The 15,433-nt window shown below is 34.1% G+C and carries 14 protein-coding genes and 1 riboswitch; of the genes, 12 read left to right on the top strand and 2 right to left on the bottom strand.

The window, feature by feature from the left end:
• Positions 1–12: 12 nt before the first annotated feature.
• Positions 13–390: a CBS domain-containing protein gene (locus QMD61_02195; GenBank protein ID MDI6723439.1), complete on the top strand. Its 378-nt coding sequence runs from the start codon at positions 13–15 to the stop codon at positions 388–390.
• Between the two features lie 20 nt (positions 391–410).
• On the opposite strand, the gene QMD61_02190 is transcribed toward QMD61_02195, so the two are convergent.
• A complete protein-coding gene (locus tag QMD61_02190; protein MDI6723438.1) occupies positions 411–1,241 on the bottom strand; it encodes a DUF2099 family protein in 831 nt (276 codons plus the stop codon).
• Between the two features lie 121 nt (positions 1,242–1,362).
• Between QMD61_02190 and gatD the strand changes: the two genes are divergently transcribed.
• The 5 genes from gatD (at position 1,363) to ribB (ending at position 7,710) form a co-directional block, all read left to right on the top strand.
• Positions 1,363–2,676: a Glu-tRNA(Gln) amidotransferase subunit GatD gene (gene gatD / locus QMD61_02185; GenBank protein ID MDI6723437.1), complete on the top strand. Its 1,314-nt coding sequence runs from the start codon at positions 1,363–1,365 to the stop codon at positions 2,674–2,676.
• 19 nt (positions 2,677–2,695) lie between these two features.
• Positions 2,696–4,564, top strand: a complete 1,869-nt coding sequence (gatE, locus tag QMD61_02180) for a Glu-tRNA(Gln) amidotransferase subunit GatE (protein MDI6723436.1) — start codon at positions 2,696–2,698, stop codon at positions 4,562–4,564.
• A gap of 77 nt (positions 4,565–4,641) precedes the next feature.
• A complete protein-coding gene (gene trxB / locus QMD61_02175; protein MDI6723435.1) occupies positions 4,642–5,553 on the top strand; it encodes a thioredoxin-disulfide reductase in 912 nt (303 codons plus the stop codon).
• Positions 5,554–5,593: 40 nt separating this feature from the next.
• The gene (gene pscS / locus QMD61_02170; GenBank protein ID MDI6723434.1) at positions 5,594–6,730 is read left to right on the top strand and encodes an O-phospho-L-seryl-tRNA:Cys-tRNA synthase; all 1,137 of its coding nucleotides are present in this window, start codon (positions 5,594–5,596) and stop codon (positions 6,728–6,730) included.
• Between the two features lie 72 nt (positions 6,731–6,802).
• Positions 6,803–6,952: riboswitch (FMN riboswitch) on the top strand.
• Positions 6,937–7,710 carry a 3,4-dihydroxy-2-butanone-4-phosphate synthase gene (ribB, locus tag QMD61_02165; protein MDI6723433.1) on the top strand — a complete coding sequence of 258 codons (774 nt, stop codon included), beginning with the start codon at positions 6,937–6,939 and terminating at the stop codon, positions 7,708–7,710. It overlaps the preceding riboswitch by 16 nt.
• A 58-nt stretch (positions 7,711–7,768) precedes the next feature.
• Here the strand turns inward: ribB and QMD61_02160 are convergent, their stop codons facing one another.
• Positions 7,769–8,749: an SDR family oxidoreductase gene (locus QMD61_02160; GenBank protein ID MDI6723432.1), complete on the bottom strand. Its 981-nt coding sequence runs from the start codon at positions 8,747–8,749 to the stop codon at positions 7,769–7,771.
• A gap of 556 nt (positions 8,750–9,305) precedes the next feature.
• On the opposite strand from QMD61_02160, the gene QMD61_02155 reads away from it, so the two are divergent.
• Genes QMD61_02155 through QMD61_02130 form a run of 6 tightly spaced genes read left to right on the top strand, consistent with a single transcriptional unit; the run spans position 9,306 to position 15,407 of the window.
• Positions 9,306–12,923, top strand: coding sequence for a CARDB domain-containing protein (locus tag QMD61_02155; protein ID MDI6723431.1), 3,618 nt, complete (start codon positions 9,306–9,308; stop codon positions 12,921–12,923).
• Positions 12,924–12,936: 13 nt separating this feature from the next.
• Complete coding sequence (locus QMD61_02150) at positions 12,937–13,665, top strand: hypothetical protein (protein ID MDI6723430.1); 729 nt, start codon at positions 12,937–12,939, stop codon at positions 13,663–13,665.
• 5 nt (positions 13,666–13,670) lie between these two features.
• On the top strand, positions 13,671–13,832 hold the full coding sequence (locus tag QMD61_02145) for a hypothetical protein (GenBank protein MDI6723429.1): 162 nt from the start codon (positions 13,671–13,673) through the stop codon (positions 13,830–13,832).
• The gene (locus tag QMD61_02140; GenBank protein MDI6723428.1) at positions 13,829–14,389 is read left to right on the top strand and encodes a hypothetical protein; all 561 of its coding nucleotides are present in this window, start codon (positions 13,829–13,831) and stop codon (positions 14,387–14,389) included. The genes QMD61_02145 and QMD61_02140 overlap by 4 nt, the downstream gene beginning before the upstream one ends.
• Before the next feature lie 2 nt (positions 14,390–14,391).
• Entirely contained in the window at positions 14,392–15,126 is a 735-nt protein-coding gene (locus QMD61_02135; GenBank protein MDI6723427.1) for a hypothetical protein, read from the top strand.
• A gap of 5 nt (positions 15,127–15,131) precedes the next feature.
• Positions 15,132–15,407, top strand: a complete 276-nt coding sequence (locus QMD61_02130) for a hypothetical protein (protein ID MDI6723426.1) — start codon at positions 15,132–15,134, stop codon at positions 15,405–15,407.
• Positions 15,408–15,433 lie beyond the last annotated feature (26 nt).

The raw sequence follows: 15,433 nt of genomic DNA, 5'->3' as shown, positions 1-15,433 counted from the left end.
TAAAATAAACTTATGATTAAAAAACTACAGGCAAAGAACATTATGATAGAAGAGGTTCATGTAACTTCACCAAATGACCTTGTTGCAGCCGCTAAATTGAAAATGATGAGATGTAATGTTGGGGGACTTCCTGTTGTTGATGATAAGAAACTTGTGGGAATAATAACCCATAGAGATGTTCTTTTAGCGGGGGGAGAAGCTTTAGGTCTCAAAGTTGGTGATTTAATGAGTAAAGATCTGTATGTGGCAAACAAAGACACACCTATCATGGAAATTACAAAAGTAATGGCAGATAAAGGTTATCAGAGAATTCCTGTGGCAGAAAATGGAATTCTTGTAGGCCTTATAACCCAGAGTTCTCTGATTCGTGCCCTTGCAGGGATAGATTAATTTTTATTGGCGTATTTCTACTAAATTAAAGGATCAGGTATTTTAGCATGTGGTTTATCCTTTAAACCCCCAATTTTATCAATTCTTATCTTTAAAAAATTTTCTCCATCTTCAGTAACTCCATAAATAGGTATTGAAGCTCCAACTGCGAATACTTCTCGATCTTTTCCTACTTCTCTTATATACTTTGATGCACAACCAGTCACAACATCTGCAGTATCAAATAGAGCTTCTGCATCATTTTTTGACATTCCAGTTACATGAGCAGCGAATATATAAATTTTAATGTCTTCATGTTCTTTTTCAATTTCTCTAAGCCTTTTTGCATCTTCGGGAGATATTATTGTAACTGCTATGTTTTTATAACCCATACCAATAGATTTTAATGCTCCTTTAATCTGATCAATTTCAGCAGTTTCAGGATCAAGGGTATTTTGAGCTCCGACTGCGTCTATGATTTCGGTAATTGGAGAAGTGCTTAAAAAAGCAGATATTCTACCGGCCATGCCCTGAACAAATTCAGGATCAGTTACAATCACAGTTCCACACCCTTCACTGACAATAACTGCACAATCGATTATATTTTCATCAAGGAGCGTGCCTAATGTTTCAGAAACCCCAAATGATAAAAAATCCTTCATACGCAATACTCTATCCCCTGTGCACATTCCAAAATCTTTAATTCTAAATTCTATATTTTTTTTGATCGCTTCAGGGGTAAGCTCTTTAATTCCCCTGTATTTATCAAAAAGAGGGCAGTAATTAATTTCTGGTTCTCCGACTTCCACAACTTTTCCATCTCTGACAACTACTCTTGTTTTTCCAAGTGCCTCTATTACATGTTCATCCATAGTATCACATCGGTAAAATTGATCTAATTTATAATATTCAAAGTTAAAGATATTATCTGTGTTTATAAGTTAATTAAAATATAATTTTTAAAGTTTTATTAATTAAAATAAGAGTGATTTTATGAGTTACAGAGGAGATTCCAAAGTATTTTTAGATTCAGCCGGTATTTCTATTGGTGACAGCGTCAAAATAATTAAAAAAGATATTTCTTATGAAGGAATGATCTTAGATAGGGCAGAAGATGCTGATGATAAGCATGTGGTTTTAAAACTTAATAATGGTTATAATATTGGTTTAGAAATAAAGGATGCCGATATAAAGCTTATAAAAAAGGGTGAAAAGCCAAAAATTGAATTAAAACCACTTAATATTGAAAAAAACCCTGAAAAGAGGGATATTTCCATTATATCTACTGGTGGAACTGTAGCATCCATAATTGATTACAAAACAGGAGCCGTTCACCCTGCGTTCACTGCAGATGACCTTTTAAGGGCAAATCCAGAGCTTCTTGAACTTGCAAATATCAAAGGAAATGCGGTTTTAAATATTTTAAGTGAAAACATGAAACCCGAGTACTGGATTAAATCTGCGAGATCAATAGCAGATGAAATTAATGATGGAGCTTACGGTGTTGTTGTTGCCCATGGAACAGACACCATGCACTACACTTCAGCAGCATTAAGCTTTATTCTGGACACTCCCGTGCCAGTTGTACTTACTGGAGCTCAGAGAAGTTCAGACAGACCTTCATCAGATGCATACCTGAATCTCTTAAATTCAGTTACTGCAGCTAAATCTGATATAGCAGAGGTAATGGTCTGTATGCATGGAACTGAAAATGATTCTTATTGTAATTTACATAGAGGAACGAAAGTAAGAAAGATGCACACATCAAGAAGAGATACTTTTAGAAGTATAAACATATCTCCAATTGCCAGAGTACATAATGGCAATATTAAAATTTTAGATAAGGAAATAAATTACAAAAAAAGGATCGATGGTGAAGTTAAACTTCAAGACGCTCTTGAACCAAATGTAGCATTTATTAAAAGCTATCCGGGGATTTCTGGAGAACTAATAGACTACCATGTGGACAAAGGCTATAAAGGAATCGTTTTAGAAGGAACAGGACTTGGACATTGCCCGGAGGATATCATCCCATCACTTGCAAGGGCAGCAGACAATGGAATACCCGTAGTTATGACATCCCAGTGTCTTTACGGGGCGGTGGATATGCATGTTTACAGTACTGGAAGAAAGCTTATATCTGCAGGAGTGATCTCTGCAGGTGATATGTTACCTGAAACTGCTTTTATAAAGCTTATATGGGCTTTAGGGCAGACAGATAAGTTAGATGAAGTCCAAAATATAATGCAGACAAATATTGCAGGAGAAATTCAGGATAAACTTTCTTTAAAATATTTTTTAATCTAATATAATTTACGGTGATTTAATGCTTGATTATAAAAAACTTGGACTCAAAATGGGACTTGAAATACACCAGCAGCTCAACACAGATGAAAAGCTGTTCTGCGCATGTGATTGTAATCTTACCGATATAGAGCCGGAATTTAAAATTCTAAGAAATTTAAGACCCACTCAAAGCGAACTTGGAAAAATAGATAGAGCGGCGTTTGAAGAGGCGAGAAGAAAACTAAACTTTATTTATGAAGCATATGCTCATGAAACCTGTCTTGTTGAAGCTGATGAAGAACCCCCACATCCTTTAAACCTGGAGGCTCTTGAAATATCTCTTATTCTAGCAACTCTCCTTAACATGCATGTTGTTGATGAATTCCATGTAATGAGAAAGCAGGTAATAGATGGAAGTAACACTGGAGGATTTCAGAGGACAGGACTTGTCGCAACTGATGGATATATTGAAACAGATTATGGAAGAGTTGTAATTGAAAATTTATGCCTTGAAGAGGATGCTGCAAGAAGAATAGGGCATGAAAAAGGCATGGTTACATTCAGACTGGACAGGCTGGGAATTCCGCTTGTTGAAATAACAACAGATCCCTCCATGAATCATCCAGAGCAAGTAAAAGAAGTTGCATATCAAATCGGGCAGATATTAAGAAGCACTAAAGTAAAAAGAGGACTAGGAACCATACGCCAGGATCTAAACATATCAATCCTTGAAGGGGCTAGAGTTGAAATAAAAGGAGTTCAAGACCTAGATTTAATGCCAAAAATGGTTGAAAATGAAGTTAAAAGACAGATAAATCTTTTAAAAATAAGAGATGAGTTAATTAATAGAAATGCATCAGTTGATGATAATTTATATGATGTTGCCAAAGTTTTAGGTGAAACAAGTTCTAAAATTATAGCTAAAGCTGAAAGTGTTTATGCAATTAAACTCAACGGATTTAAGGGGTTAATTGGAATGGAAATTCAGCCAGGGAGAAGATTTGGAACGGAACTTGCAGGATATGCTAAAAAAATGGGAGTATCAGGCCTCTTCCATACAGATGAACTTCCAGCTTATGGTATTGTGGAACATGAAGTAACTGCTTTAAATGAATTTATAGGGGCTGGAGAGAGTGATGCTTTTATTCTGGTTGCAGATGATAAAGAAAAAGTGATTAATGCTTTACAGGAAGTACGGAGAAGGGCTAAAATGGCGCTTGAGGGGATTCCGGAGGAAACAAGAAAAGTAACACCTGATGGAAACACAGAATACTTGAGACCGCTCCCCACAGCAAGCAGAATGTATGTAGAAACAGATATTCCAGCAATAAGTATTTCAAAAGAACATCTTGAAGATATAGCATCCGATTTACCTGAACTTCCAGAAGAGAAGAAGGAAAGGATAATTAAACAGTATAATTTAAGCGAAGATCTTGCAAAACAGCTTGTAAAAAATGATAAAGTAAGCAGTTTCGAAAATATTAAAAAAGAAACGGATACAGATTCTACAACTCTTGCTTCAACTCTTGCTTACACATTAATAGAGTTAAGAAGGGATGGATGCGATATAGATGAATTAAAAGATGAAATTCTGTTTGATACCTTCAATCTTTTGGAAGAAGGTAAAATTTCTAAAGATGCTATTTCCGATATTTTAGCAAATGTATGCAAAGAAAACAATTCCCCTGAAGAAGCAGCGAAAAGCCTGAATTTAATAATGCTATCTGATAAAGAAGTTGAAGGGATAATAAATGAAATAGTGGAATCCAATGAAAAAATGATAGAAGATCGTGGGATGGGTTCAATGGGTCCACTTATGGGTATGGCCATGAAAAAACTCAAAGGAAAAGCAGATGGTAAGCTTGTGAATAAACTTTTGAAAGATAAAATACAGAATATAATTAGTTGAAGAAAATCTAAAAAAGTCAGATAAAATCATTTGAGTAATTAAAAGAGCCATATTTAGCAAAATATTATGGTGGTTAAATGGACGAATATGATGTTATTATCGTAGGATCAGGGCCTGCAGGATTAACGGCAGGAATTTATGCCGGGAGACAGGGATTAAAAACCTTAATTCTTGAAAAAGGTGTTATTGGTGGGGCAGCATTAATGGTTCCTAATATGGAGAATTATCCCGGATTTGAATTAATTCCAGGCAGACAATTAATAGAATATACCAAAAAACAGACATTAAAATATGCCAGAATCAATGAACTTGAAGAAGTCCAGAAAATAGAGATAAAAAACGAGGATGAAATAATAGTATCCTCCCAGAAAAATGATTATAAGGCCAGATCAGTGATTTTATGCACAGGAACCACCCACAGAAAATTAGGAGTTTCCGGTGAATCTGAGTTCCTTGGAAGGGGTGTTTTTTACTGTGCAGTTTGCGATGGGCCCCTATTTGTCGGTAAAAGAATTCTAACAATTGGTGGAGGAAATACAGCAGCCCAGGGGGCATTATATCTGGATAATATCGGCTCTTATGTTGCTGTCGTTCATAGAAGAGATGAACTCAGGGCAGAAAAATATCTGCATGAAAAATTAGAAGAAAAAGAAATTCCAATAATATGGGATACTGTTGTGGATGAAATAAAGGGAGATAAAGTTGTAGAAAAAGTAGTTCTGCAAAACAGAAAAACTGGTGAAAAAGGAGAATATGACATAGATGGAATATTTATAGCAGTGGGAGAAATACCCTTTAACAGCTTAGCAAAAGATATCGGAATAGAATTAAATAAACCAGGATATATTGTAACTGATAAAAGCCATAGAACTAATATACCTAGAATATATGCTGCAGGAGATATTACTGGGGGAATTAATCAATGGGTTGTGGCATGTGCAGAAGGTGCAGTAGCAGCATTGTCTGCATACGACGACCTACAAAAATAAAAGAGAATACTTAATTAGAAAATACTGATACGTGATTATAATGGAATGCAAGGACTATGGACTTACAAGAAGTACAGAAAGAGACAATTTAAATCTAAATCCTCTTCAGCGCGGAGGAATTTTGCCTGTTGAAGCAAAAAAAGCCCTATTAGAATATTCTGATGGTTACAGTGTCTGTGATTACTGTGCTGGAAGACTGGATCAGATACCTGCCCCCTCAATTACTGGATTTTTAGATGATTTAGCTCAATTTATCAATGTTGATGAAGTTAGAACCACTCATGGGGCGAGAGAAAGTAAATTTGCCATAATGCATGCCTTATGTGATCCGGGAGATACCGTAATTGTAGATGGAAATGCACATTACACCACCCATCTTGCTGCAGAGCGAAATGGGCTTAAAATGATTGAAGTTCCAAATAACGAACATCCAGAGTATAAGATAACCCCTAAAAGTTATAAGGAAACTTTAGAAAATGCTATTGATAAAGGAACAGACGTTAAACTTGCATTACTTACCCATGTTGATGGTGATTACGGTAATTTAACAGATGCAAAGAAAATAGGAAATATAACGCATGAAAAAGGTGTTCCAATCATTTTAAATTGTGCTTATTCTATGGGAAGGTTACCTATTGATGCTAAAGATCTGAACATGGATTTTGTGGTTGGAAGTGGTCATAAAAGCATGGCAGCCTCAGGACCAATCGGCGTGCTTGGAATGAGAGAAGAATATGCAGATAAAGTGCTTCAGGTTTCTAAAAGACATCAAGTTAAGGAGATTGAGATGCTTGGATGTACCAGTAGAGGAGCACCAATAGTCACTTTGATGGCATCACTATCTTATGTTGCAGAGAGGGTCGAGAATTGGGATGAAGAAGTGAATAAGACTAGAAATTTTGTAAGACAAATGGAAGAAATTGAAGGCATAAAACAAATTGGTACAAGACCTAAAGACCATGACCTCACCCGATTTGAAACTCCAATTTTCGATAAAATTGCCGAAAAACATCCGCGAAGAGGCTTTTTCCTATATGAAGAACTTAAAAAGAGAAATATCGTGGGGATAAAACGTGGGCAGACTAAATGGTTTAAATGTAGTGTTTATGGATTCAGTGAAGAACAGATAAATTACATTGCAGATTCATTTAAGGAAATTGTGGAAAAATTAATTTAAAAAATATTTTTTAATTTTTTATTTCAGTTAACTTCGAAAGTTTTTTATCTTATAAAAAATGATATACCAATGACTTATTCTCAGGGCAGGGTGAAATTCCCTACCGGCGGTATCCTGATTTATATTGGGAAGCCCGCGAGCGCTTCTTTTTATTAAAGGAGGTCAGCAGATCTGGTGAAAATCCAGAGCCGACGGTGAAAGTCCGGATGGGAGAGAATAGGAATGTCTACAAAGTTTTTATCACTTGTAGTGTATTTACTCTTAGACTAGTCTATGTTATTTTTGCCCTGATTCATGTAAGTCAACTTAAAGGAGGTTTTACTACCATGAATCAAGATTTACTGGCACAATTTGGTAACTCAGTGGGCAGAGTGGAAAATGCTCTAAATTCCTTGCGTTGTGGCCAGGGCGTAATAGTTACCGATGATGAACAAAGAGAAAATGAAGGCGACATAATTTTTGCTGCAGAATCTCTTACTGAAGCCCAAATGGCTATTTTAATTCGAGAATGCAGTGGTATTGTCTGCTTATGCCTAACTGATGAAAAAGTAAATGAGCTAGGATTACCAATGATGGTAAAAAATAACTCCAGCCGATTTAAAACAGCGTTTACAGTATCTATTGAAGCTGCAGAAGGAGTTACTACTGGTGTATCAGCATATGATAGAGTTAAAACAATTAAAACTGCTATTGCAGATAATGCAAGACCTGAAGATCTTCACAGGCCAGGGCATGTATTTCCACTAAGAGCTCGTCCAGGAGGTGTACTGGAACGCAGAGGACATACAGAATCCGTTGTTGATATGATGAGTTTAGCAGGGTTAAAACCATGTGGTGTGCTCTGTGAGCTTACTAATTATGATGGAACAATGGCACGTATGCCAGAAATAGTAAATTTTGCCATAAAACATGACATGCCAGTAGTTACAGTTGAAGATCTGGTTAATTATCGTAAAAATATTGAACAGAACTCAAAATAAAAAAAATAATAGTTTTATTATTAATATTTAAACCTGATATCTCAGGTTTGTTTTTATTTTAAACATAATTATTTCTCTTAAACCATTCCACAGAATCCTTAATAGATTCTTTTATAGGGCGAGGTGAAAAACCAAGCTCATCTTTAGCTTTTTTAGAACTTATTTCACAATTACTATTTAATACTTCAATAGAATAACCAGTAAACAGTGGTTTACTCTTACTAAATTTGTAATATATTGGAGAAAATTTAGAAACGGCTTTTACAAACCATAATGGCATTTTAAACTTTGGTGCGTTCATTCCAGTAATTTCTTCAAGATACTTCATTAAATCGTGAACTGTAATTGTTTCGCCTGATAAAATATAGGTTTCACTACTTCTACCATATCTTGAGGCAAGAATAATCCCATCTGCAACATCTCTAACATCAACAAAATCATAAGCCCCATCAACATATGCTATTTGACTACCCTTTAAAAAATTCACAAATAACTGTCCCATCTGAGAAATTCTATAATCATAAGGACCTATCACACCACTTGGACAAACCAAAACAGCATCAAGACCTTTTTCAACTCCTTTTAAAACTTCAAGCGATGCACGAGCTTTAGACTGATCGTAACCACCTCTTGAATATTGAGGTTCAAACGAACAAGTCTCGTCAATTGGAATGCCGCGTGGCGGTTCTTTTAGAGCATGGATTGAACTCGTATAAACCAAACGCTTTACACCAGTTTTAAGGCAAGCATCAACTACATTACGGGTTCCTATAACGTTTACTCGGTGTAAGTGTCCATCGGTATCGGGCAGTATAGAAACAATTCCTGCAAGATGGTATACTATTTCGGCTCCTTGGAAAGCATTAATCAGTGAATTAACATCTTGAATATCTCCTTCTACAATTTCAACTTCCAGTCCTTTAAGTGGATTAAGATCAGCAGAAGAGCGAGCTACTACCTTTACATTTTCTCTATTTTCTAATAATTTTCTAACAAGTACGTTTCCAAGATGTCCTGTTGCTCCTGTAACTACGATCATAATTATGATCCCTATAATGTAATGATTTTTATTTATTCCAAGGAGCTATTGAATTTATCTATTAACCGTTTTACTTAAATGGATCTTAGAAGTGTACACTATCTTTAGTATTAATTTATCTTATTAATATATGATAAAATCAATTATTTTTACTTTAAATAAATTATATTGTTGTTTTAGATTTAAAAAGTTTAAATGTATTATGATAATTTATATACTTAAGTACAAATAACTGTATAATCTCATAAGTTTTATTTTATAACATTTATAAACCTTATTTTTGGATATAAATTTACTAATTATAATTTATAATTAATCATGTGTAATATATTTGATTTTAGAATGATATAATGAATAATACAATTCTTTTTGATCATTAGAATTTAAATATTTATATTAAAACTATAAATGATCTTTAAATACGTTTTTAATGCAATTAAATTAATAATATTGTATTACTTTTATATATAAAGATTACCATTTGTCATAAAAGAGAAAGGCTTTTTATGATATAAGTATGATTCTTAATTAATAATTAATTAAATGGGAAATCAATATGAAGTGGCAATTAATATTTTTAATCTTTATATCATTATTTACAATGATATTTTGCAATTCTGCTTTTGCATCTAATTTTAATTATGATTATACTAATGATATTGATTTTGATAATGGGACAATGGCAGGATTAGAGCATAACACTACTCACAATCAATTACAGATTTCTAATCCGCCAACAACTATTCCTTTTATTTGGGTTCCTAATAGTAACAATGGAACAGTTTCAAAGATAGATACACGAACTGGTAGGGAACTGGCTCGTTATCGTGTAAGTCCTTATTCATATTCTTCACCTTCAAGAACAACAGTTGATCTTCAGGGAAATTGCTGGGTTGCAAACAGACAGACGGGTACAGCAGTTAAAATTGGATTATATGAAAATGGAGGATACATTGACCGAAATAGGAATGGTGTTATTGAGACTTCCAGAGATTTAAATGATGATGGGGTGATTAGTGGGGCTGAATTACTTGCATGGGGCGCTGATGAATGTGTCATTTATGATATTATTCTAATCCCCGGAAAAGAAGGTACTTATGTTCCGGGACAATACACGGGAAGTTACGCTAATGATTCATATAATCCGGGGCCTAGAGGAGTTGCAGTCGATGCTCAAAATAACATATGGGTTGGAACTTATGCAACAATGAAGTTCTATTATATAAATGGTTCTAATGGGCAAATTATTAAGACTGTTGATGTTTCACCAGTAGCTCATACTTCTTATGGTGTTATAATTGATCAAAATGGAATTATATGGTCTTCTGGCCATAATGGAACTAATGTACTTAGATTAGATCCGAAAACTAACTCATTTACAAAAATAAATGTGGGTCATTTTGTTTATGGGCTTGGAATTGATAGAAACAATCATCTTTTTGTCTCAGGATGGACAGATTCTAAACTCACAAAAATTGATACATTAACAGGTACAATAGAATGGACAAAAAGCTGTCCAACGCAATCTAGAGGTATTACGGTTACAGATGATGGAGATATTTGGATTGCAAACTCACTTGCAGGTACAGTAACCAGATATTCTAATGATGGAGTTTTAAAAGCCACAATAAATGTTGGAAATACTCCAACAGGCTTATCTATGGATGCTGATGGCAAAGTGTGGGTAGTTAATTATGGTGATGAATACATTAAAAGAATAAATCCAGCCACAAATACCATAGAATTATCAAAAAGAATCCCTGGAGGGCTTCATTATGGTTACAGTGATATGACTGGCGCAATATCACGTACAATAACCACAAAACTTGGAACATGGACCATAACACATGATTCTGGTGTGAATAATCTTCCTTGGGGCGTTATTTCTTGGAATAGTTTTATACCTGAGAATACAAGCTTAGAAGTCCAAGTTAGAAGTAGTAATGATAAAATAAGCTGGTCAAACTGGGAAGAAGCGCAAAATGGAATGATTCTAAGTTCAACATTACCTGGAAGATATTTACAAGTCCTAGTCACCTTCCAGATCATATCTGGCCAGACATCACCCATACTCTATGATTTATCTGTTAAAGCAAATGTGGCAGATATTTCCATTAAAATAGCTGATAGTCAGGATCCAGTTTCAGCAGGTGAAGAATTAACCTATACAATTAATGTGAGTAATCTGGGACCATCTGATGCAAGAAATGCAATATTAAGTGATACATTTCCATCACAACTACAAAATATTCAGTATTCACTAGATAATGGAAGTGTGTGGGGTAACTGGACAGGATCACTTAATTTAGGAACTTTAAGTGTAAATAGTTCAAAATCAGTTTTGATTAAAGGTAAAATTCCTTCTCCGACTCTTGATGGTTCCATTACCAACATTGTAAGTGTAAGTTCAGATACTCTTGATTTAAACACAGCTAATAATGTTTGCAGCGAATCTACAACTGTAAATACAAGGGCTGACCTTGCAATTACAATAAATGCTAGCAATACTTCACTGCATGTTGGGGATACTGTTAAACTAACGATTACAGTGAAAAATAATGGTCCAAGTGATGCTACAGGAGTTAAAACAACTTATTATATTCCTAATGGATTTAAACATATTAGTATCTCTTCTAATTCTTATAATCCTTTTACTGGATTGTGGAGTATTGGAAACCTTACAAGTGGTTCAATAGTGTATTTGAACGTTTCTGGGAAAGTAGAGAATGTTGGTTTAATTAATAATACTGTGATGGTTTCAGGAAATCAAACTGATCTTAACATGACTAATAATAATGCGAGCTTGCTTTTGAGTGTTTATCCTAATCCTTGGGGTCATTGGAATCCTTTAAATTCTGGAAATGGGAACTCTAATGGGAATCATTATGGTAATTCTGGGGGTGGTTTAGGATCAGGTTCTGGAGGTTCTACTCAAAACGGTAATGGGAATCATTATGGAAATTATGGGGATAATGGAAATCTTGGTAATGGTCAAATTAATACTGGTTCTGGTAATTATAATGAATTTTCGATTTTTGGCCCTTTTACACCTTATTTAATGGGTAATGACAATCCTTTATCTGGCTTGGCCAGAGACAGTAATGAAGCATGGAAATATAATAATAAGGGGTCTGTATATGGTCCATTTGCAGGAATTTTGAATAGTCCTTTTAATCCTTTTGGTTTCCAGTTTTATACTTGGGATAAACTTATACAAGCGGGCCAAAAGGCATGGCAGACTGGTAATATATGGGACTTTTTTGACACTAACTTCTACCATTTCTATGGATACAGTAATTTGAATAAAATGTGGGGTGGAGAAAACATTAAAGCATTACTTTACTATGGTTTTGGAATAGACGAAAATGGAAACATGTCTATTGCCAATTTCTTGCTAAATCTGGTAGCAATCATACCCATTGGCAGAGCAGGAACAATTGTTGGCAAATTCTTGGCAGGAGTACTGGAAAAAGCAGGAATAAAAATAGGAATAAGTCTTGCTGAAAACTGGTTAATACGTAAATTTGGAAATTTTTTGAGTGATTTAACTCAGAAGTTTGGGTTGCGTAACCCTGAAAGATTGCAGGATATTGTGGGATTTATAGGGAATGTTCTTCTTCCGAATCCTGTGGGTTGGGTTGCAGATATTTTTAAGGGATTGGCTAAGTTAACTGGTAATGAGAAATTAATCGCTGCTGCAACTGCTTTCAGCAGTTTTCAGTTTAAGAGGGGTTTAGGAGAACTTGGTAATCTTTTGATTAGTCCGGATCCTATTAAGAAAATATGGAATATTTATGGTGAAATTGGAGGCTTTTTAAACAGAAATCTCAATTACTTAGCAGATTCAACTAAAAAATTTATTAATCGGGCTGTAAATGCTGTGAAGACCGGCATAGGAAATGTGATCAATAAGATTACTACTACAGTTAAGCAACAGATTCCTAAAGCTGTGACTACAGTTAAGAAGGTTGTAAATAAAGTGATTAACAATGTTAAAACAGTTGTTAAGAAAGCTGTTACCACAGTAAAAAAGACTGTTAAAAAGGTGATCACTACAGTTAGGAAAGTGGTGACCAAAGCTGTAAATACAGTGAAGAAAGTAGCAAGCACTGTTAAAAAAGCAGTATCTTCAGCCGTAAACTGGATTAAAAATAAAATTCGATGGCCCTGGTAGTGAGGTGGTTAATATGGGATTATTTAGTGCAGAACCGACTAATAAAGTTGCTAATAAAGTTTTAGATGAGTTTAATAATGTTGAAGGATTAAAAGAAGTAGTGGATGGGATATTATCATTACAAGAGAATGAAATTTATGAAAAGCTTGTCCATATGGATAATCCTATTGATTCTAGTGTTGATAAGAGGTATGGTGCTAAGAATAATGAGTATTCGGATTTAGAGCTTTTAGCAGCTAAACATTTAAGTAAGTTTCCTTTGAGTATTCCTTTAGCACCTTTAATCGGCATAAAGCATTTTTGGGTGATTTATACTTTTATCGGTGACCTTTATAGTATTCGCACTGCTCATAAAATTTATCAAGAGGATCTATACGGGGTAGAAAATGGAACTATGGCCACACGGATAGTGTTATTATTGGAAAACTTCGATTCAAACCAAAAAACACCTCAACCTACAGTGGAATTCTTTAAAAAGTTGGGTAAGGTTAAATGGCAGGATAAAGAGGCTAAAAAGCTTCTTAATGATATCAGCAATTTTTTGTTCACATTGGCTTTCAATAAATGGGGAGGAAAAAATGTTCATTGGGATTTTCCTGCAACTGAAAAAGCTTTTATTCTGCTTTTATCTGGTTGCAGTGCGGTATTAGAAGGTAGAAATAAAATAGATACCTTTGACGTTATAAGGGCGAATAAAACATATTTGAAACTGTTGAACACGGATATTAGCAAGTTGATGTGATAATAATGTTTTTAAGGGCAGAACCAACAGAAAAAGCTGCAGAAAAAGTGTTAAAAGAATTTTGTTACGAGGAAGGATTAAAAGAAGTTGTAGGAGGTATATTGGATTTACAACGATCAAAGTTTATGAAGCGTTTGTTTTTGGCAGAGGCAATGATTCTTGTTTGAATTCAGGAGATTTTGATGAGGTATCAGAGTTAATTAAATTGGCTTCTAAAAAAATGAGTAAGTTTCCTTTAAATATTCCAATTGCACCTTTAATAGTAGCTAAAGATGTGATGGTGACATACACAGTTCTTTATGATTTGTACAGTATTAGTTTGGATAGAGATTTTACTTCGGATGAATTGCATAATATTTTTTATGGTCATATGGCCACACGTATTCTCTTAATGTTGGATGATTTCGATTCAACCAGAAAAACACCAGAACCTACGACCGGATTCTTTAAAAGGTTGGGTAAGGTTAAATGGCAGGATAAAAAAGCAAAAAAACTCTTCAATCATATTCAAGGAATTAGATTCATGTTAATGCATAATAAATGGAAAGGAACAGAAGGACCTTCATCAACTTTCAGAGTCACAGAAAAGGCATTCATCAAGCTTTTATCTGGTTGTAGTGCAGTAATAGAAGGAAGAGATAAAATAGATACTTTTGATGTTATTAGGGCCAATCAAACTTACTTAAAATTAATTAATACTGATATTAGTAGTTTAATGTGGTAGAAATGGGTATTTTAGATGCATTTTCATCGGCTGAAAAATTATCAAAGAAGATATTGAAAGAATTTAATGGATTAGATGGCGTAGAGGAGGTAGTGAATGAAATTATGGGTTTGGGAGATTCTGAAATTTACTGGAAATATTTCCAAGCTACTAAAATGGAAGGAGAAATTAATGAGCAGGAATTTGAATTAACTAAGGATGAAAAGCAAAATATACGCTTAATTAACCTTGCATATGATAATTTAAGTAATCCTGCGCTAAATATTCCTCCCATTACAGATTTAATAGAATTTTTAGCATTTTATGTAATGTATCGTATTTTTGAGGATATTTATTACGTATATAAAGGCAGTAAAATGAATCATGGAGATAAAGTAAAAATATTGTACGGTAAACTTGATGAAAGGATTGTTTTTGCCTTAGATAAATTTGATGAAGTCTTAAACACACCTGAACCAACTGTTGAATTCTTCCTTAAACTAAAAAGAACCAACTGGAAAGACAAAAAAACTAAAAAATTATATGGAAGACTACATGAACTTAATAGTAATAATTTCATCGAAAAACGAAAGACAGTAAATAATAAATTCACGGCTACAGAAAATGCTTTTATCCTTTTCCTTGCTGGTTGCAGTGCAGTAAATGATGGTAGGGATAAAATTAAGCAATCTGATATTATACGTGCTTATAAAACTTATTTTAAGCTATTAAATACTGATATTACTAAACTAGTGTGATTATTATGAATTGGAGGAAATTTCTTGGAATTATAGTGGCTATTATTGTATTTTTTGGACTTGCAACAGTAATTGCATTATCTGCTAATTATCTGGGACAATCAGCAGGAAATCCAATTATAAGGATTTTTGGGTTATTAACATGCTTTATAGTAGCTTCTTTTGTTTATAACTTGATAAAAGGAGAAGAACCAGAACAGGAGGTTAAGGAGAAACAAGGCATTACAAGTGATAAGATTTCTAAGAGACTTGCTGAAAAGAGGAAAGGGAAAATAGAGTAAATTTTATGAGGATAAAAATGAAAATT

The sequence above is a fragment of the Methanobacterium sp. genome, from assembly GCA_030017655.1.
In the GTDB taxonomy this organism is placed as follows: domain Archaea; phylum Methanobacteriota; class Methanobacteria; order Methanobacteriales; family Methanobacteriaceae; genus Methanobacterium_D.
The sequence above is the reverse complement of the archived record's forward strand: the minus strand, read 5'-3'. Positions and strand labels throughout refer to the sequence as shown.

What these genes read in the sequence shown, in the direction of transcription:
- pscS (MDI6723434.1), top strand. Translation starts at nt 5,594, where the DNA reads ATGGAATGCAAGGACTATGGACTTACAAGAAGTACAGAAAGAGACAAT.
- QMD61_02195 (MDI6723439.1), top strand. Translation starts at nt 13, where the DNA reads ATGATTAAAAAACTACAGGCAAAGAACATTATGATAGAAGAGGTTCAT.
- QMD61_02135 (MDI6723427.1), top strand. Translation starts at nt 14,392, where the DNA reads ATGGGTATTTTAGATGCATTTTCATCGGCTGAAAAATTATCAAAGAAG.
- gatE (MDI6723436.1), top strand. Translation starts at nt 2,696, where the DNA reads ATGCTTGATTATAAAAAACTTGGACTCAAAATGGGACTTGAAATACAC.
- QMD61_02190 (MDI6723438.1), bottom strand. Translation starts at nt 1,241, where the DNA reads ATGGATGAACATGTAATAGAGGCACTTGGAAAAACAAGAGTAGTTGTC.
- QMD61_02160 (MDI6723432.1), bottom strand. Translation starts at nt 8,749, where the DNA reads ATGATCGTAGTTACAGGAGCAACAGGACATCTTGGAAACGTACTTGTT.
- QMD61_02145 (MDI6723429.1), top strand. Translation starts at nt 13,671, where the DNA reads ATGTTTTTAAGGGCAGAACCAACAGAAAAAGCTGCAGAAAAAGTGTTA.
- QMD61_02130 (MDI6723426.1), top strand. Translation starts at nt 15,132, where the DNA reads ATGAATTGGAGGAAATTTCTTGGAATTATAGTGGCTATTATTGTATTT.
- QMD61_02150 (MDI6723430.1), top strand. Translation starts at nt 12,937, where the DNA reads ATGGGATTATTTAGTGCAGAACCGACTAATAAAGTTGCTAATAAAGTT.
- gatD (MDI6723437.1), top strand. Translation starts at nt 1,363, where the DNA reads ATGAGTTACAGAGGAGATTCCAAAGTATTTTTAGATTCAGCCGGTATT.
- QMD61_02155 (MDI6723431.1), top strand. Translation starts at nt 9,306, where the DNA reads ATGAAGTGGCAATTAATATTTTTAATCTTTATATCATTATTTACAATG.
- ribB (MDI6723433.1), top strand. Translation starts at nt 6,937, where the DNA reads ATGGGAGAGAATAGGAATGTCTACAAAGTTTTTATCACTTGTAGTGTA.
- trxB (MDI6723435.1), top strand. Translation starts at nt 4,642, where the DNA reads ATGGACGAATATGATGTTATTATCGTAGGATCAGGGCCTGCAGGATTA.